Raw genomic sequence first — 17,842 nt, 5'->3', positions numbered from 1 at the left:
GTGGTGCGGTCCGCATGCTCCCGCGGGTACCGGTCGGCCGCGGGCGGCCTTCCTGTCGGAAAGCGGGTGGTCACCACGAGCCGCGACTCGCGTCGCCGGTCACTCGCCGGTCGCGACCCGCGTCGCCGGTCGTTCGCGGACCGGACCTGTTCGTGAGTTCCGGATCGGATGTCGCCGAGTTCCGACGCCGGCGAGATCTCACCCGGCCTGCAGGCCGTCCAGGATGACCTCGATCAGGTGCGTTCGGGTCTGCTCGTCCGGGGTGGCCTGGGCGGCCCGGCCAGCAGCGATCATCAGGGCGATCAGATCGTCGAAGGAGATGTCCTGACGCACGGTTCCGGCGGCCTGGGCGCGCTGGAGCAGCGCGCCGACGGCGGAGCGCAACCGCGCGCCGACCTCGGGATCGGCGTCCACACGCAGATCCTCCAGCGCGTCGGCGAGGATCAGCTTCTCGACCGAGGTGCTGGCCACCTCGGTGAAGAACTCGCGGAACCAGGTCGGTGCGGCGTCGCCCGTCCCGGCGAGCTGGGCGCGCGCCGCCAGATGTTCCAGGCGCTGTTCGTGCACCGCCTTCAGCAGGGCCTCCTTGGTCGGGAAGTGCCGGAAGACGGTGCCGATGCCGAGCCCGGCCCGGCGGGCGATCTCCTCGGTCGAGGCGCTCACCCCGTGTTCGACAAAGACCGCGTCGGCGGCCTGGAGGACGGCGGACCGGTTGCGCGCAGCGTCAGCTCGAGGGGACACGGGCACCTTCCTTGACAAGCGGAGTGGCCACTCCGTAACGCCTCCAAGCGGAGTGGTCACTCCGATTCTTGCCTATGGAGGTCGTCATGCCCCATGCCAACTCCCGTGAGCCCCGTGACGTGATCGAGTTCCTGCTGCAGAGCCTGGCGGGCAAGGATCTGGTCGCGGTGGCGGATCTGTACGCCGACGACGCGGTGGTGCGCCAGCCGTTCGCCAAGCCCGAGATCGTGCTGACCGGCCGGGCCGAGATCGAGCAGTTCCTCGGGGTCCTGAACCGGGCCCCGATCACCCTGTCGCCGCGCGACATCCAGGTGCACCGGACCGCGGACCCGGAGGTCGTCGTGGGGGAATGGGACAACGACATGACCCGCACGACCGACGGCGCTACCGCGTCCATGCACAACATCGCGGTGTTCTGTGTCCGCGACGGGCGGGTCGCCTGGTCGCGCGACTACCACGACCACGCCGTCCTGGCCGGGCTCATGTCCTGACCCGACGCTCACCCGACGTGCTCCGGGCCGCCCGGCGACGGCGTAAGTGGCGCACGTACGACAGCGTTCCCCCGCCATGCAGCCATGTCGGCTGTTCGCCCCCGCGCCTCGAACGGCTCAGATCCAGCCCGTGCCCTGCCGGTCACCGGGGTTCCGCTGGTTCTCGGTGACCGGCGACGGGACGGACAGGGAGGCCGGCCAACGGCCGACCGGTGCCCGCGGGAGCACTGGGGACGTGGGCACGCCGGAAGTGGGAAAAGGTCAAGGAATGATCGAGGCGACCGCCTCGCGCAGCGCGGAGGCGACGTCCGGCGCCGTGACCGGGCCGTGCTCCGCGGCGATGCGGCCCGCGAGACCGTGCAGGTAGGCGGCGGTGACCGCGGACCGGACCGGATCGACGCCCGCGGCCAGCAGGGACGCGAGCAGACCGGCCAGGACGTCACCGGTGCCGCCGGTGGCCAGCGCGGCGGTGCCGGTCGGATTGACCCAGGCCGTGCCGTCGGGGGCGGCGACGATCGTACGGTCGCCCTTGAGCAGCACCACCGCGGTCAGCCGGGTGGCCAGCGCGAGCGCGGCGGCCACCCGGTCCGGTCCCGGTTCGCCGCCGGCCAGCCGGGCGAACTCGCGGTCGTGCGGCGTGATCACCAAGGGCGCGTGCCGGTCGCGGAGCCGGTCGGCCGGTGAGCCGTCGACCAGCATGGTGAGCGCGTCCGCGTCCAGCACGGCCGGCAGATCGGTGGCGAGCACGTCGTGCAGCGCGGTGCGGGCGGCCGCGTCGGTGCCGATGCCGGAGCCGCAGAGCCAGGCCTGGACGCGGCCGGTGCCGGCGACGGAGTCCGCCGCCACCACCGACGGGTGGGCCCGGAGCACCTCGGCGCGCGCGGTACCGGCATATCGCACCATGCCGGTCGGGCCGGCCAGCGCGCCGGCGGTGGAGAGCACGGCGGCACCGGGGTACGTGTGCGAGCCGGTGGCGATCCCCACGACGCCCCGGGTGTACTTCTCCGAGCCGGCGCTCAGCCGGGGCCACCAGCGGGCGACATCCGTGGCGTCGGCGATCCGCAACGCGGGCGAGGGTTCCGGCGCGATGCCGATGTCCACCAGGTCCACGTGCCCGGCCAGCGGCGCGGCCGGGCCGGCGACCAGGGCCGGTTTGAGGCAGCCGAACGTGACCGTCACGTCCGCCTCGACGGCCGCGCCCGGGACCGCGCCGGTGTCCACGTCGACGCCGCTCGGCACGTCGACCGCGACCATGATCGGGCGCGGGGTGCGGGCCCGCAGCGCCGCGACGATCGTGGCTGCCGGTTCGCGCAGGCCACCGCCGGCGCCGATGCCGACGATGCCGTCCATCACCAGGTCCGCGCCGATCGTCTCGGACCAGACGGTCCGGACCACGCCACCGGACCGGCGCAACTCGGCCAACCCGGCCGGGTGAGCGCGGTCCGGGCTCAGCAGCAGTGCGGTGACGTGTGCCCCGCGGCGGGCCAGCAGCGCACCGGCGAAGAGCGCGTCGCCGCCGTTGTTCCCGGCGCCGACCAGCAGCAGCACCCGGGACCCGTAGACCCGGTCCAGCAGCAGCGCGCACCGGCGGGCGAGCCCGGCGGCGGCCCGCTGCATGAGCGTGCCGTCCGGGAGCTCGCGCATCACTGCCTCTTCCGCCGCCCGCACGTCGGCGACCCGCCACACGCCCCGCATACCAACTCCTAGCTCTCGGCTACCACCATGGCGGACGCGATGCCGCCGTCGTGCGACAGGGACAGGTGCCAGCGGGTGATCCCGCACTCGACGGCCGCGGCGGCGACCGTGCCGGACACGGCCAGCCACGGCCGGCCGGCGGCGTCCGACACCACCTCGCAGTCGTGCCAGTGCAGGCCGGCGGGGGCACCGAGCGCCTTCGCGACCGCTTCCTTCGCGGCGAACCGGGCGGCCAGCGACTCGGCCGGCCGCGGGTTGCCGGAGGCGGTGCGCCGCTCGCCCTCGGTGAACAGCCGGTCCGCGAGCTGCGGGGTCCGTTCCAGCGCGCGGACGAACCGCTCGACGAGCACCACGTCCATGCCGACGGAGACGATCACGCCGTAGAGCCTAGTGCGGGAGTCGGCAACCCCTGTGGACAACCGGGCGGTACGCGCGTCGGCCGTTGTCCACAGGGGTTATCCGGCCCGTCGTACGGGTGGGACGGTGGTCGCCATGGAAGCCATCGACGTCACCACTCCGGCACTGCGCGCGTGCGCTGACCGGCTCGCGGCCGTGGCGCGCCGCCTGCTCGGCATGCCACCGGGCCGGCTGTCCGTCACCGCGCCCGGCTGGGCGTCCACCGGTGCGTCCGCCGACCTGGCGGACGCGGCCTGGTCCGCGCTGGACCGGTGCGGCACCGGCGTGGCCGCCGCGGCGTCGGCACTCGCCCGCGCGGCCACGGCCTACGAGGCGGTGGACCAGTCCACCGCGGCTCGGCTCCGCCGCCTCAACGGCGCACACCGATGAACCGGTGCCGGCCGCGGAGCCGGGGGACGGCTCGTGGCGCGGTCGCGATCGGTGGTGTTCGGTGCGGGCCCGGGTCCGGGCTGCGGCGGGTGGCGTGGAGGCAGGCGGTGGCGTGGCCTGCGGGCTCGGGTGGTCGCGTGCGGTGCCGGTCCGGGCGGCGGCTTCGAGCGTGTGGGGGTGACGTGGCGTGGCCGTGACGTATGAGCAGCTGTGGCAGGCGAGTCCGCCGGCGTGGCGGGAGTCCGCGGCGGCCTGGCGCGATCTCGCGGCGTCCGGTGCGCGGCGGGCGCTGGAGCTGGCCTCCGGCGCGGTCGCGGTGACCCGCGTCTGGTCGGGTGCGGGCGCGGACGCGGCGACCGGCCGCCTGCGCCGGCTGCGGGACGACCTGGAGGCCGGCCGGCTCGCGCAGTTGGAGGCCGCGGCAACCCTGACGGAGCTCGCGGCGGCGGTCCAGGCGGCGAAGGCCCGGCTGGCCGCGGCGGTCCGCGCGGCCGAGGCGGCGGGCTTGGCGGTGGAGCTCTCGGGCCGGGTGGTCGGCGCGGCCACGCCGACCGGCGCACCGGCTCCCGGCGGGTCGGCGCGGGCTGTGGCAGGCGGTGCGACTCGCGCGGGTGGGCCGGGGGAGGCCGGCACGTCGGCTTCCGGCGGGTCTGCGTGGGCCGCGACCGGCGGTGTGGCTTCCGCGGGTGGGCCGGCGGCGGGTGGCGCGTCGGGTTCCGGTGGGTCGGGGGGCGGTGTGGCTGCCGCGGGTGGGCCGGCGGCGGCCGTGGCGGCGGAGATCGAGGCGGCGCTGCGTGCGGCCGCGGTGGCCGATGCGGAGGCGGCCGCCCGGCTCGGTGAGCTGAGCGGTGCGGCCGGCCGCGGGTGGGAGAGCGCGCCGCCGGGGCACCGGCCCGGCCCGGGCGCGTCGCCGGCCACGACGCGCGCGTGGTGGGACTCGCTCACCCCGGCGCAGCGGCGCTGGCTGATCCGGCACGAGCCGACGCTGGTCGGTGGGCTGGACGGGGTGCCGACCGCAGCCCGTGACCTGGCCAACCGCGCGCTGCTGGACCTGGCGCTGGAGGCGGCCCGGCTGGGCCTCCCGGTGGACGGGCTGCGCAGTGGCGCGCCGTCCGGCGGGGTCAGCCTGACCGGCGCCGACCTGCGCGGCGTGATCGCGGGTGACGCGCCCTACGCGCGGGACGCCGCGTTGATCGCGTCGCTGGAGCGGCTGGCCGACCGGGTGTCCGCCGACGCGGATCCGCCGCGCTACCTGGTGCGGTTCGATCCGTCGGGGGACGGCCGGGCGATCGTGGCGGTCGGCGATCCGGACCGCAGCGCGGCCGTGGTGACCTACGTGCCCGGCATGACCAGCGATCTCGCGTCGGCCGGCGGCGAGCTGGACCGGGCCGCGCGGGTGGCCGAGGCCGCGACCGCGCTGGACCCGGCGCGGCGCACCGCGGCCGTGCTGTGGCTGGACTACGACGCGCCGGACTTCGTGGACCAGGCCGCGTCCGCCGCGCCGGCCCGGGACGCGGCGCCCGCGCTGCACCTGTTCCAGGAGGGGCTGCGGGCGTCGCACGAGGGCGAGCCGGCCCGGCAGGTGGTGCTGGGCCACAGCTACGGCACCGTGGTGACCGGCGTGACCGCCCGCGACCACGGGCTCGACGCCGACGGTCTGGTGCTGCTCGCGTCGCCGGGCGCCGGGGTGGCACACGCGACGCAGCTGGACGTGCCCGAGGTCTGGGCCAGCACCTCGATCACCGACCCGATCCAGTACGCGCCGGTCTCACCGGTCTCCGCGGTGACGGACGCGGCGGTCGCCGCCGCGGTGCCGGGCGTGGGGGCGGCGCTCGCCTACGGCAGGCCGGAGGACGGACTGTGGCACGGGCACAATCCCGCGGACCCGGACTTCGGCGCCCGCGTCTTCCCCAGCCAGCCCGACGCCGGACACCTCGGCTACTGGGATCGTGGCGGGACCGCACTCGACGCACTGTCCCGCATCACGCTCGGACTACCGCTGACCGGCGGGGCCCCGTGACGGCCGGGCCGTGCGGCGGGGCGGGCGGGTCAGGCCGGGGTGAGGGACCAGTCGATCGGGGTCAGGCCGGCGTCCGCGAGTGCCTTGTTGCACGCGCTGAACGGGCGGGTGCCGAGGAAACCGGCCGGGTTCATCGGGCTGGGGTGACCGGCCTCCAGCACCACGTGCTGCGGGTTGGTGACCAGTGCCGCCTTCTTCCGGGCGTAGCTGCCCCAGAGCATGAAGACCACGCGTGTGTCCAGCTCGTTCACCGCGCTGATGGTGGCGTCGGTGAACTCCTCCCAGCCCTTCTTCGCGTGCGAGCCGGCCTTGCCCTCGCGGACCGTCATGATCGAGTTGAGCAGCAGGACGCCCTGCTCCGCCCACGGGGTCAGGTCACCGGTGGTCGGCATGCCCGCGCCGACGTCGGCCGCGATCTCCTTGAAGACGTTGCGCAGCGACGGGGGCACCCGGACGCCCTCGCGGACGCTGAAGCTCATGCCGTGCGCCTGGCCGGCCTTGAAGTAGGGGTCCTGGCCGAGCAGGAGCACGCGCACCCGGTCCGGCGGACACAGCCGATACGCCGTGAACAGGTCCTCGACCGGGGGGTAGACGGTCTGCGACGCGTACTCCCCCGCGACGAACTCGCCCAGCCTGTGGGTCCGCTCGGCGTCCAGGTGCGGGGCGAGGACGGCCTGCCACGGTGCGGGCAGCAGACTGACGAGGTCGAGGGACATGCTGGCAACTCCTCCACAGGGGAACTACGGGACGTGCGGTCGCACCGTATCGGACGGGTGCGACAGAACCGTCACAGCTTCTCCAGGAAGGAGAGGAGCGCGGCGTTCACCTCGTCCGCGTGCTCCAGCATGACCACGTGTCCGCTGTCCGGGATCTCGATGAACTCCGCGTTCGGCAGGTGGCGTGCGATCTCACGCGAGTGGGTGACCGGCAGGATCTGGTCCTTGTCGCCCGCGATCACCAGCGTCGGGATGTCCTGCAGCGTGTCCAGCGCGGGGAACCGGTCGTGCGAGTAGATCGTCCGCAGGTAGCGCGTGACCGTGTCGGCCGTGGTGTGCGAGTTCATCGACTCGACGAACGTGACCAGCGCCGGGCTGGGTGCGCTGCCGCCGAAGCCGAACTGGCGGGTGAGCAGCCAGGCCAGGTCGGAGGAGGCGAGCCGGGCCCGGTCGATGACGCTGCCGGTGAGCCGGGTGGTCCGGGCGACGACCGGCAGGAACGGCGCACCGGCCCGCGCGGCCAGCGACGGCAGGGAGAGCCGTGCCTCCTCCAGCTTGCCGCCGGACGTGGCCATCAGCACGACGCCGGACACCCGCGAGCGCAGCAGGTCCGGGTACTTCTCGGCCAGCGCCATGATCGTCATGCCGCCCATCGAGTGGCCGACCAGCACGATCGGGCCGGTCGGCACGGTGGCCTCGATGACCGCCTTCAGCGACTCGGCCAGCGCCTCCAGGTGGTATTCGCCGGACTCCAGCTTGCCGGAGCGGCCGTGCCCGGGCTGGTCGTAGAAGACCATCCGGTAGTCGCCGCGCCGCACCAGCTCCTTGCGCTGGAAATAGAACGTGCCCATGTCCAGGCAGAAGCCGTGCACGAAGACGATGGTGGGCTCGGCGTCCAGGTCGGTGCCGGTCACGCCGGGGAAGTCCGGCTCGACCTCCAGCCCGTCGACCGGGTCGAGCACCTCGACGTGCAGGTCCGTCCCGTCCGGCGCGGTGATCATGAAGGACTCGTCGTAGGGCTGCTCGCCGAACTTCTCGTCCGCGTACGGGTCGATCGTGCCGCGCTTGGTGCGGCGCACGATGGTCCGTTCGGCGGCGACGCCGGCCGCGATGCCGGCGGCGGCGAGCCCGACCACCGCGCCGATGATCCCGGCGCGTTTCCCGACCTTGGGGGTGAAGACCGACGAAACGAGAGACGACGAGGACGATGACGCCGAACTCATGCTTGCCCTTCCTCCAGGCTGCGATGACGCTGTCGGACGAATCGAGCCGCCGGGCCGCTCACGCCGGACGGCCGCGGTCGCCTCCGCACCGCGTCGGCCGGCGTCGGGCCGCTGGTTCCACGCACGCCGGGTGACCACGGCCGGCTCCGCACCGCGTCGACCGGCGCGGGGCCGCGAGCCCCGCGTGTACGGGGTCGCCGTGGGCCTGTGGCGGCCGACGCTGAACGGCTGGTCCCGCGTGTGCGGGACCGCCCCGGTCGCACCGGGTCGGTGGCCGGTGGAACCCGGCCGGGAATTGTCGGGGCGAGACCAGTGGCTGCCATGGCCAGGCCGAGGGTCGGCGGGACCTGGCCGGTGGCCGCCATGGCCGGGCCGGTGGTCGGCGGGAGCTGGCTGGCGGCCGGCGGGAGCTGGCCGGTGGTCGACGGGACCTGGCCGGTGGCCACCATGGCCGGGCCGGTGGCCGGCGGGAGCGGGCCGGGGGTGGGGCTCATGAGCCGGTCTCCGGGTGCAGGCCGTCGAAGACGCGGGTCACCCGGGCGCTGCCGAACCGGGCGACGATCTCGTAGTTGATGGTGCCGGAGGCGGCGGCCCAGTCGTCGACGGTGGGCTCGCCGCCGTCGCCGGGGCCGAAGAGCGTGACCAGGTCGCCGGCCTGGACCGGGTCGTCGCCGCAGTCGACCATGAACTGGTCCATGCAGACGCGGCCGGCGATCGGCCGGACCCGGCCGCCGATCTGGACCGGGCCGCCGTTGGACGCGTGCCGGGGCACGCCGTCGGCGTAGCCGATCGGCACCACCGCGATCGTGGACTCGGCCGGCGTGACGTAGGTGTGGCCGTAGGAGACGCCGGAGCCGGCCGGTACCCGCTTGGCCAGCATCACCCGGGCCCGCGCGGTCATCGCGGGCCGCAGCCCGGCGACCCGCCCGCCCATCGGCGACAGGCCGTAGATCGCGAGGCCGGGCCGGACCAGGTCGAAGTGCGCGTCCGGCCGGGTGAGGAGCGCCGCCGAGTTGGCGATGTGGCGGTAGCGCGGGTGGATGCCGAACCGGGCGGCCACCTCCAGCCCGTCCCGGAACGCGGCCAGCTGCGCGTCGACGCTGGGGTGGCCGGGCTCGTCCGCGCACCCGAGGTGCGACCAGACGCCGACCACGTCGACCAGCCCGTCGGACTGTGCCTTGGCGGCCGCCTCCAGCAGCACCGGCCACTCCGCGGGCGTGGCGCCGCCGCGGCTCATCCCGGTATCGATCTTCAGGTGCACGCGGGCGACGCGCTCGGCCCGCTCGGCCGCGGTGACCACCTCGTCCAGCAGGCCGAGCGTGGCGACGCTCAGGTCGATGTCGGCCGCGATCGCGTCGTGCAGCGGCAGGCCGGGGACGATCAGCCAGGAGAGGATCGGCGCGGTCAGCCCGGACTCACGCAGCGTCAGCGCCTCGGGCAGCGACGCGACGCCGAGCCAGGTGGCGCCGCCGTCCAGAGCCGCGCGCGCGGAAGCGACCATGCCGTGCCCGTACCCGTCGCTCTTGACCACCGCCATGACCTCGGCGCTGGTCCCGGCGACGAGGTGGGCCACGTTCGCCCGGATCGCGTCGAGATCAACTCGAACTTCGGCCTGCCACATGGCCCCAGCCTACTGACCGGTCACAGAGCCGCGCACCCCTTGTGACATGGCACTTCCCGTGCAGGCGCTATGGTTCCGGCGATGAGTGACGCGATCCGGCCGCTGCGCTGGTGGCACATCGACGAGTTGCTGCCGATCGAGGCCGACCTGTTCGGCGTCGAGAAGTGGACCGCCGGCATGTTCTGGAACGAACTGGCGAACGGTCACTACTACGTGGTGTCACTGGACGGCGACGGCCGGGTGGACGGATATGCCGGGCTCGCGATGCAGGAGCCGGACGCCTGGGTGCAGAACATCGCGGTCCGCCGCGACCGGCAGCGGCACGGCGTCGGCCGCGCGCTGCTGGAGACGCTGCTGGCCGAGGCGGACCGGCGCGGCGCCGAGCGGGTGTTGCTGGAGGTCGCGGTGGACAACGTGCCCGCGCAGCGTCTCTACGGCACGTACGGTTTCGAGGGGATCGGCATCCGCCGGGGTTACTACCAGCCGAGCAACACCGATGCCCTGATCATGGAGCGGGAACGGTAGCCTCCGGAGTCATCCCCGCGGATGAAAGAGTTTCACCGCCAGGGGAGGAGGGGGCGATGCCGGACGTGATCGTTCGGATGTGGGAGGTCAAGGCCCGGCCCACGGGTCACGCGGAGCTGCTCACCTGGGTGTGCGACGCCGCGGTCCCGTCGATCGAGGTCTACCCGCTGCACATGTCCACCGAGGTGTTCTCCTCGGCGGACAACCGGCTCGTGGTGATCTCGAAGTGGCGCAGCGGCCCGGTGGACCTTCCCGAGCCGCCGGAGCACCTGGTCGCACGGTCGCCGCACGTCTGGGAGTTCACCCAGGTCGACCGATAAGGCCGAGATGTCCGGAATCGACGCCGGCTAGGCCCTATCATGCATCGGTGACCCGGATCGGGAAGCACATCGCGGCGCTCACCACGTACCTTCTGATGGCTCTGCTCCTGACCGTGCCGCTGTGGCGGGATCTGGACCGGGCCGTGCCGGAGGCCAACGAGGGCGATCACGCGTTCTTCGAGTACGTGCTGGCCCGGGCCGCCGCGCTGGTGACCGGTGACGCCGGCGACCCGTTCGTCACCGACCGGCTCAACGTGCCGCTCGGCGTGAACCTGATGGCGAACACGTCCGTGCTCGGCCTCGGCGTCCCGCTGGCGCCGGTCACGCTGCTGGCCGGCCCGGCCGCCACGATCGCGCTGCTGGTGCTGCTCGGCCTGGCGCTCACCGCGTACGGCTGGTTCTGGGTGTTCCTGCGCAGGCTGGCCGTGTCACCGGCCGCGGCCTGGGTCGGCGGCGCGTTCTGCGGCTTCGCGCCAGGCATCTACACGCACGCGCAGGGCCACCCGAACTGGACCGCCCAGTTCCTGCTCCCGTTCATCGTCCACCTGCTCTTCGGCGCGAGCCCGAGCCCGCGCAGAAGCCTGCTGCTCGGCCTGCTGATGGCGTGGCAGGTCTTCATCAACGAGGAGTCGCTGTTCTTCACCGGCCTGGGCTGTGCGGTCTTCGGCCTGCTCTTCCTGGCGTTGCGCCGGCAGGAGGTGGACCGGCGGCGGTTCCTGACGAACCTCGGCATCGCGCTCGCGGTCGCGGCCCCGCTGGTCGCGTACCCGCTGTGGGTGCAGTTCACCGGCCCGGGCAGCTACCGGGGCGTGCCGGAGTTCACTACCGGTTACGGCAACGATGTGGCCGCGTTCGTCTCGTTCGCCACCCACTCGCTGGCCGGGCCGGTCTCGCCGTTCGGTCATCTCTCGCCGAACGCGACCGAGCAGAACGCGTCGTTCGGCATCCCGCTGGTGGTCGCGTTCGTCGTGCTTGCGGTCCTGCTCCGGGACCGCGCCGCCGCGCTCGCCGCCGCCTGCACCGCCGTGCTCTTCGCGGTCCTGTCGATCGGCCGGGACGTGATCGTGAACGGGTACGGCGACGTGACCCGCCCCGGCCCGTGGGAGCCGTTCGCGCACCTGCCGCTGTTCGACTCCGTGGTGCCGACGCGCCTGTCGCTGATCGCGATCCCGTGCGTCGGCCTGCTGCTGGCGCTCGCGGTGGACCGCTCCCGGGCGTCGACGGCGCTGGTCGCGTTCGCGCTGCTGCCGATCGTGCCGATGCCGCTGGCCACGAAGCAGATCAGCGCCGTCCCGGCCTACATCGCCGAGCGTGGTTACCGCGAGCACCTCGCGGACGGCGGCAGCATGCTGGTCGCGCCGCGGGTGTGGACGGACACCACCGGCATGCGCTGGGCCGCCCGGACCGGCCTGGACTTCCCGCTGGCGCTCGGCTACTTCCTCGGGCCGGACCCGACCGCGGACGGGCGTGCCATGTTCGGCCCGGCGCGCCGGCCGACGCACGCGCTGATCGTGTCGGTGAGCGCGACCGGGTTCGTCCCGCCGCTGACCCCGGCGGACCGCGTCGCGTTCATCGCGGACGTGGCCTACTGGGAGACGTCCGTGCTCGTGCTGCCGAACGACCAGCCGCACCGCGCGGCCGTGGAGTCGCTGCTCACCGACCTGACCGGGCGCGCTCCCGTCCGTACCGGCGGCGTGTCGGTCTGGGATTTCTAGGCCCGGTACCGACGTGGATGGCCGGGCTGCGCCGGGGATCAGCTCTGCCAGGAACGCCAGAGCGCGGCGTAGGAGCCGTTCGCGGCGAGCAGGTCGTCGTGCGAGCCGCACTCCACGATCCGGCCGTCCTCCACCACCGCCACCCGGTCCGCGTCGTGCGCGGAGAACAGCCGGTGCGCGATCGCCACCACGGTCCGGCCGGCCAGCACGGCCGCGAGCGAGCGCTCCAGCGACCGGGCCGCCCGCGGGTCGAGCAGCGAGGTCGCCTCGTCCAGCACCAGCGTGTGCGGGTCGGCGAGGACCAGCCGGGCCAGCGCCACCTGCTGTGCCTGCGCCGGCGTGAGCGGGTGCCCGCCCTCGCCGACCACGGTCTCCAGCCCGTCCGGCAGTTCGGTGGCCCAGCCGAGCGCGTCCACCGCGGCCAGCGCGTCGCGCACCTGTTCGGTGGCGGCGGTGGGCCGGGCCAGCACCACGTTGAAGCGCAGCGTCCCGGCGAACACGTGGTGCTCCTGGGTGACCAGCGCGACCTCGCCGCGCAGCCGTTCCGGCGGGAGCGCCGTCACCGGCACGCCGCCGACCGTGAGCGCGCCGGAGTCCGGCCGGTGCACGCCGGCCAGCAGCCGGCCGAGCGTGGACTTGCCGGCGCCGGACGGTCCGACCACCGCGAGCCGTTCACCGGGCGCGATGTCCAGCGAGACGCCGCGCAGCACCGGGCGGCCGGGCAGGTAGCCGAACGTCACGTCGTCGAGCCGGATGCCGTTCCCGCGCGGGACGCCGTCCGCACCGTCCGGCGCGGTGGTGACGTTGCCGACGCCGATCACCCGGGCCAGCGCGGCCTGTCCCTCCTGGAGGTCCTCCAGCCAGGAGAGCACCTGGTCGACCGGCCCGACCAGTTGCTGCATGTAGAGCACGGCCGCGATCACGCTGCCCAGCGTCATCCAGCCGTTCGCGTAGTACAGCCCGCCGAGCAGCAGTGTCCCGGCGATCGGCAGCACGTAGGACGTGTCCGCCAGCGGGAACCAGACCGAGCGCAGGAACAGCGTGTAGCGCTCGGCCCGGAAGGAGCCGCCGATGTCCGTGTCCGTCTGCCGCCGCCGGTGCTCGTGCAGCCGCAGCGCGTCCACGGTCCGCGCGCCCTCGACCGTCTCGGCCAGGCTCTCGGTGATCCGCGCGTACGCGGCCCGCTCGCGCAGGTAGCCGCCGGCGGCGCGGCGCAGGTACCACCGGGTCGCCGGCCACAGCGTCGGCACCGCGACCAGCGGGGCCAGCAGGAACAGCGGCGACACCAGCGCGAGCGCGCCGATCAGCAGCACGATGGTGATCAGCGCGGTGAGGATCTCCGGCGCGGCCCACCGCACGCTGTACGCGAGCGAGGAGACGTCCCGGGTGGTCCGGGTGAGCAGGTCACCGGTGCCGGCCCGCTCCACGGTCCCGATCGGCACGGCCAGCACCCGGTCGACGAACTCCTCGCGCAGCTCGGCCAGCACCCGCTCACCGAGCCGGGCGGACGCGTACCGCGCGAAGTACACCAGCACGCTCTGGGCGATCACGAACCCGGCCAGCGCCAGCCCGGCCCGGTCCAGCGTGCCGGCCGTGCCGCCACCACGGATCGTCTCGACGAGCTCGCCGAGCAGCCAGGGTGCGGCCAGCCCGCAGAGCGCACCGAGCCCGTGCAGGCTGAGCATCACGGCGAGCTCGCGCGGGTGCCGGCGGAACAGGCCCAGCACGTACCGCCGGACCTGGTCGCCGTCGGCGATCGGCAGCAGCGTCATGACGCCTCCTGGCGGGTGACCGTCGCGGCGTAGCGGGGTTCGGCGGTGAGCAGCTCGCGATGGGTGCCCTCCGCGATGACCTTGCCGTCCTCGACGTAGCAGACCCGGTCCGCGTGCGTCAGCACCAACGGGCTGGTCGTGCAGACCACGGTGGTGCGCCCGGCGCGGGCCGGCCCGAGCCGGGCCGCGATCCGCGCCTCGGTGTGCGCGTCGACCGCACTGGTCGGCTCCACCAGGATCAGGATCTCCGGGTCCGCGCGCAGCGCCCGGACCAGTCGCAGTCGTTGCTGCTGCCCGCCGGAGAACTCGCGGCCACGCGCCGCGATCTCGGTCTCCAGCCGGTCCGGCAGCGCGTCCACGATGTCCTCCGCCGCGGCCGTGCGCAGTGCGTCCTCGACCGGGCCGCCGCCCAGCGCCTCGCGCAGCGGGCCGGCGAACAGCCGCGCCTCGTTCTCCGCGAGCAGCACCCGGGACCGCAGTTGCGCAACATCAAGATCCCGCAGCGGTACGTCGCCGAGCCGCGCCTCCGAGTCGGTGAACCGGGCCAGCCGCTCCGCGATCGCGGCCGCGTCCGCCGGGTCGGCCGCCGCGATCGCGGTCAGCACACCCGGGCGCACCAGCAGCCCGGAGCGCGGATCGGCGAGCACGGCCGGCTGCCGGGGCATCGGCACCGGGTGCGCCGGCGAGGCCGGGTCCGGGTCGAGTCCGAGCAGCCGCACCACGCGCCGCGCGGAGACCAGCGCGACCGCGACCTTGTCGGCGGCCTCGGTGATCGTGCGCAGCGGCGGGGCCAGGAACACGGTGTAGCCGTAGAACGCGACGAGCTGGCCGGCGGTGAGGTCACCGGTCAGCACGAGCCGCGCGCCGAGCCAGACGACCAGCGCCAGGAACAGCCCGGGGAGCAGCACCTGGGTCGCCTCCAGCACGGCGCCGACGCGTCCCACCCGTACCCCGGCGGCCCGCAACTGCTGCGACTCGCCGCGGTAGCCGGCCGCGAACAGCTGCTCGCCGCCGACGCCGCGCAGCACGCGCAGCCCGGTGACGATGTCCGCGGCCCGGGTGGTGAGCTTGCCCTGGCGCGTGCGGTACGCCTCCTGCCGGGCCTGCAACGGGCGGAGCAGCAGCGCGACCGCGGCGAGCAGCAGCGGCACGCCGATCAGCACCACCAGGCCGAGCTGGACGGACGTGCCCAGCATGATCGCGGTGATGACCACGACCGCGGCGACCGCGCCGATCGCCCGGTCGACGATCTCGATGGCGCTGCCCAGCTGCTCGATGTCCGAGACGCCGATGCTGACCACCTCGCCGCTGGACATCCGGCGGGGGAGTGCCGCGCCGAGCCGGGCGGACTGCCGCACCGTGAGCTGCACGGTGCCGTACGCGGTGTCGAGCCAGTTGTGCGCGCCGTACCGGTGCCGGAGCATCCCGGCCATGGCCTGCACCACGCCGAGGGCGAGGACGGCACCGGCCCAGGCGGTGAGCGCGCCGGCGTCCCGGCCGGTCACGCCGCGGTCGATCGCGATCCCGATCAGCGCCGGTGCCAGCGCCGTCGAGCACATCCACACCACGCCGAGCCCGACCGAGACGGCCAGCTTGTGCCGGACCCGGCGGACCATCCACCACAGCAGCCGGCCCGCCGACCGGTGGTCGGCGACTCCCGGATCCCGCCGCGGCAAATCACGCATAGTTACGAAAAGCTACTGTGCGAAGCGGGTGCCGCTCCACCGAATTAATTACGCCCGGCAGCTGATCTCCATGCCGTCGCCGACCGGGAACTCCACGCTCACGTAACCGGCCGCGGGGTCCCGCACGTACTCCAGGTACGGCGCCATGGTCGGGAAGCTGACGTCGTCCGCGATCACCAGCGCGCCCGGGGTCAGCCGGTCCTCCAGCAGCCGCAGCACCGGCAGGCACAGGTCCTTCCAGCCGTCGAGCAGCAGCAGGCCGATCGGGCCGGGCTCGTCGGCGAGCGTGGCCCGCGCGTCGCCGGCCAGCACGGTGACCGCGTCCTGCAGGCCGGCCTCGGCCAGGTTGGCCCGGGCCGCGGTCACCTTCGCGGTGCTCAGCTCCGTGGTCACCACGTGCCCGGTGCCGTTGTCGGTCACGGCCGCGGCCAGGTAGAGCGTGGAGATGCCGAACGACGTGCCGAACTCCACCACGCGCGCCGGCCGGGACGCCCGGACCAGCGCGTAGAGCAGGTCGCCGCCGCGCGCGGAGATCGGCATGTACGCGCTGGCGAGCAGGTCGGCACGCTCCTGCGCGGAGGCGCCGGCGTCGACGCGGGGATGGGTCCGGTCCTCGTCGAGATCGGCGGCGGCGTGCAGGCGGTCCAGGACGGTGCGCACACGGAGTGCTGACAGAGAGTTCATGCCGGTAGACTGGACGCAACGTTGCGTCTAGTCAAGCGTGATTATTGTCGGGCATGAAAAAGCATGACGAAAAAAGGGAGAAACGGGCGTGACGGCGCATCGAGGTAACCGCCACGGCCGCAGCGAAGAGGCGCGACTCAGCATCCTGGAAGCGGCCGACGATCTGCTGGTCGAGCGGGGCTACGCGCGCCTCACCATCGAGGGGATCGCGGCCCGGGCGGGCGTGGCCAAACAGACCATCTACCGCTGGTGGCCGTCCAAGACCGACGTGCTGCTGGAGGCGTTCACCACGGACGCCCGCGAGGCGCTGAGCCCGCCGGACACCGGCGAACTCGGCACCGACCTGCGGCTGCACCTGCGCGGCCTGGCCACGTTCCTGACCGAGCACGACGCCGGCGCGGTCTTCCGCGCGCTGCACGGCGAGGCGCAGCACGACGCGACGCTGGCCGCCCGGCTGCGCGCCGAACACCTGAGCCGGCAGCGCGAGCTGGACCGGGCGCCGCTGGAACGCGCGGTCACCCGCGGTGACCTGCCGGCCGGCCTCGACCTGGACCTGCTGGTCGACACGCTGGTCGGGCCGATCTACTACCGGGTGCTGGTCACCGGCGACCCGGTCGGCGCGGAGTTCACCGACCGGCTGGTGGACGAGGCACTACGGGGGCTTCACTCAGCGGGTCCGCGAGAAGCTGAGTGAACGCGAGCTCCGCGGCCCCGATCAGCGCCGCGTCCTCACCCAGCTTCGGCGTCCGCAGCCGCAGCAGCTCGCGGCTGGCCGGCAGCGCGAGCGAGTTGAGCCGCGACCGCACCTGGGCGGCCGTGGTCAGGTAGAGGTTCCGTAGCGTACCGCCGAAGATGACCATCTCCGGGTTGAAGATGTTGACCAGGTTGGCGACGCCGAGGCCGAGCCACTCACCGATCTGACGCAGCGCCTCATGGCTGCCCGGGTCCCCGCGCATCGCGGCGATCAGCTGGTGCGCGGGGATCCGGCCGCTGCCGTCCGTGCCCAGCGCGTGCAGCAGCGCCTCCTCGCCGATCTCCGACTCCCAGCAGCCGCGCGCGCCACAGCTGCTGCACGTACGCCCGCCCGGGTGCACGATCATGTGGCCGACCTCGCCGGCGTACCCGCCGTGGCCGGTGATCAGCGTGCCGTGCGCGATGATCCCGGCGCCGATGCCCACCTCGCCGTGCAGGTAGATGACGTCCTCGGTGTCCACCGCCACGCCACGCAGGTGCTCGGCCAGCAGCGCCAGGTCCGCGTGGTTGCCGACCCGGACCGTGTGGTCGCCGCCGAGCGCCTCGGCCAGCGGCTCGGCGAGCGGCTCGTCCACCCAGCCGGCCTTGGGCGTCAGCCGGACCAGACCGTCGTGGCGGCGGACCATGCCGGCCACGGCCACGCCCACGCCGACGTACCGCCCACCCTCCGGCGCCGTGTGCTGCATCTCCTTCACGAACGCGGCCAGCGGGCCGACCACCTCGGAGACGCGCAGGTCGCGGGGGCGGTCGTAGACCCGCTCGTCCAGCACCTCGCCGCCCAGCCCGACCCGGGCCGCGCGCAACCGGTCGACCTCGATGCTCAGCGCGTACGCGTACACCCGGGCCGACTCCGGCAGCACCACCAGCGACGGCCGGCCGGCCCGGCGCGAACCCCGCGGGGCCTCCTCGCGCACCAGGCCGGCCGCGGTCAGGTCGGCGGTCAGCGCCCCGATCGTGCTGCGGTTGAGCCCGAGCCGGGTGGTCAGCTCCGCGCGGGAGATCGGCCCGTGCACGTGCACATAGCGCAGCAGCGCCCCGAGGTTCTGCCGGCGGACCTCGTCCTGGCTGGGTCCGGCGCGCATCAGTCTGAACTCT

The 17,842-nt window shown here is 74.1% G+C and carries 17 protein-coding genes; 7 read left to right on the top strand and 10 right to left on the bottom strand.

Going from position 1 to position 17,842, the window contains the following annotated elements:
- Positions 1-198 precede the first annotated feature (198 nt).
- A complete protein-coding gene (locus J2S44_RS15375) occupies positions 199-741 on the bottom strand; it encodes a TetR/AcrR family transcriptional regulator (RefSeq protein ID WP_310413866.1) in 543 nt (180 codons plus the stop codon).
- 86 nt (positions 742-827) lie between these two features.
- On the opposite strand from J2S44_RS15375, the gene J2S44_RS15370 reads away from it, so the two are divergent.
- Positions 828-1,232 carry a nuclear transport factor 2 family protein gene (locus tag J2S44_RS15370; RefSeq protein WP_310413863.1) on the top strand — a complete coding sequence of 135 codons (405 nt, stop codon included), beginning with the start codon at positions 828-830 and terminating at the stop codon, positions 1,230-1,232.
- A gap of 261 nt (positions 1,233-1,493) precedes the next feature.
- On the opposite strand, the gene J2S44_RS15365 is transcribed toward J2S44_RS15370, so the two are convergent.
- Positions 1,494-2,927 (bottom strand): NAD(P)H-hydrate dehydratase, encoded by a 1,434-nt coding sequence (locus J2S44_RS15365; RefSeq protein WP_310413860.1) that lies wholly within the window; start codon positions 2,925-2,927, stop codon positions 1,494-1,496.
- An 8-nt stretch (positions 2,928-2,935) separates the two neighbouring features.
- A complete protein-coding gene (locus tag J2S44_RS15360) occupies positions 2,936-3,304 on the bottom strand; it encodes a holo-ACP synthase (protein ID WP_310413855.1) in 369 nt (122 codons plus the stop codon).
- A gap of 115 nt (positions 3,305-3,419) precedes the next feature.
- Here J2S44_RS15360 and J2S44_RS15355 point away from each other — a divergent pair, with 115 nt between their 5' ends.
- Positions 3,420-3,713, top strand: coding sequence for a type VII secretion target (locus J2S44_RS15355; RefSeq protein ID WP_310413852.1), 294 nt, complete (start codon positions 3,420-3,422; stop codon positions 3,711-3,713).
- 187 nt (positions 3,714-3,900) lie between these two features.
- Complete coding sequence (locus J2S44_RS15350) at positions 3,901-5,733, top strand: alpha/beta hydrolase (protein ID WP_310413850.1); 1,833 nt, start codon at positions 3,901-3,903, stop codon at positions 5,731-5,733.
- 29 nt (positions 5,734-5,762) lie between these two features.
- On the opposite strand, the gene ung is transcribed toward J2S44_RS15350, so the two are convergent.
- From ung to alr, 3 genes are all read right to left on the bottom strand, one after another.
- Complete coding sequence (ung, locus tag J2S44_RS15345) at positions 5,763-6,449, bottom strand: uracil-DNA glycosylase (protein WP_310413847.1); 687 nt, start codon at positions 6,447-6,449, stop codon at positions 5,763-5,765.
- A gap of 71 nt (positions 6,450-6,520) precedes the next feature.
- The gene (locus J2S44_RS15340; RefSeq protein WP_310413844.1) at positions 6,521-7,672 is read right to left on the bottom strand and encodes an alpha/beta fold hydrolase; all 1,152 of its coding nucleotides are present in this window, start codon (positions 7,670-7,672) and stop codon (positions 6,521-6,523) included.
- A 490-nt stretch (positions 7,673-8,162) separates the two neighbouring features.
- Positions 8,163-9,293 carry an alanine racemase gene (alr, locus tag J2S44_RS15335; RefSeq protein WP_310413841.1) on the bottom strand — a complete coding sequence of 377 codons (1,131 nt, stop codon included), beginning with the start codon at positions 9,291-9,293 and terminating at the stop codon, positions 8,163-8,165.
- 81 nt (positions 9,294-9,374) lie between these two features.
- Between alr and rimI the strand changes: the two genes are divergently transcribed.
- From rimI to J2S44_RS15320, 3 genes are all read left to right on the top strand, one after another.
- Positions 9,375-9,818, top strand: coding sequence for a ribosomal protein S18-alanine N-acetyltransferase (rimI, locus tag J2S44_RS15330; RefSeq protein ID WP_310413838.1), 444 nt, complete (start codon positions 9,375-9,377; stop codon positions 9,816-9,818).
- A gap of 65 nt (positions 9,819-9,883) precedes the next feature.
- The gene (locus J2S44_RS15325) at positions 9,884-10,138 is read left to right on the top strand and encodes a hypothetical protein (protein ID WP_310429687.1); all 255 of its coding nucleotides are present in this window, start codon (positions 9,884-9,886) and stop codon (positions 10,136-10,138) included.
- Positions 10,139-10,185: 47 nt separating this feature from the next.
- Positions 10,186-11,853 carry a hypothetical protein gene (locus J2S44_RS15320; protein WP_310413835.1) on the top strand — a complete coding sequence of 556 codons (1,668 nt, stop codon included), beginning with the start codon at positions 10,186-10,188 and terminating at the stop codon, positions 11,851-11,853.
- A gap of 38 nt (positions 11,854-11,891) precedes the next feature.
- Here the strand turns inward: J2S44_RS15320 and J2S44_RS15315 are convergent, their stop codons facing one another.
- The 3 genes from J2S44_RS15315 to J2S44_RS15305 are packed head-to-tail and all read right to left on the bottom strand — an operon-like array spanning position 11,892 to position 15,994.
- Positions 11,892-13,625 (bottom strand): ABC transporter ATP-binding protein, encoded by a 1,734-nt coding sequence (locus J2S44_RS15315; protein WP_310413832.1) that lies wholly within the window; start codon positions 13,623-13,625, stop codon positions 11,892-11,894.
- Positions 13,622-15,310: an ABC transporter ATP-binding protein gene (locus J2S44_RS15310; protein WP_310413829.1), complete on the bottom strand. Its 1,689-nt coding sequence runs from the start codon at positions 15,308-15,310 to the stop codon at positions 13,622-13,624. Before J2S44_RS15310 ends, J2S44_RS15315 begins: the two co-directional genes overlap by 4 nt.
- Before the next feature lie 48 nt (positions 15,311-15,358).
- On the bottom strand, positions 15,359-15,994 hold the full coding sequence (locus J2S44_RS15305) for an O-methyltransferase (RefSeq protein ID WP_310413826.1): 636 nt from the start codon (positions 15,992-15,994) through the stop codon (positions 15,359-15,361).
- 88 nt (positions 15,995-16,082) lie between these two features.
- Here J2S44_RS15305 and J2S44_RS15300 point away from each other — a divergent pair, with 88 nt between their 5' ends.
- Positions 16,083-16,688, top strand: a complete 606-nt coding sequence (locus J2S44_RS15300) for a TetR/AcrR family transcriptional regulator (RefSeq protein WP_310413823.1) — start codon at positions 16,083-16,085, stop codon at positions 16,686-16,688.
- Here J2S44_RS15300 and J2S44_RS15295 read toward each other — a convergent pair.
- The gene (locus J2S44_RS15295) at positions 16,621-17,829 is read right to left on the bottom strand and encodes an ROK family protein (RefSeq protein WP_310413821.1); all 1,209 of its coding nucleotides are present in this window, start codon (positions 17,827-17,829) and stop codon (positions 16,621-16,623) included. The two genes, J2S44_RS15300 and J2S44_RS15295, sit on opposite strands and share 68 nt — an antisense overlap.
- Positions 17,830-17,842: the final 13 nt, after the last annotated feature.

The sequence above is a fragment of the Catenuloplanes niger genome, assembly GCF_031458255.1.
Taxonomy (GTDB): Bacteria; Actinomycetota; Actinomycetes; order Mycobacteriales; family Micromonosporaceae; genus Catenuloplanes; species Catenuloplanes niger.
This window is presented reverse-complemented; position numbering and strand designations above follow the sequence as displayed.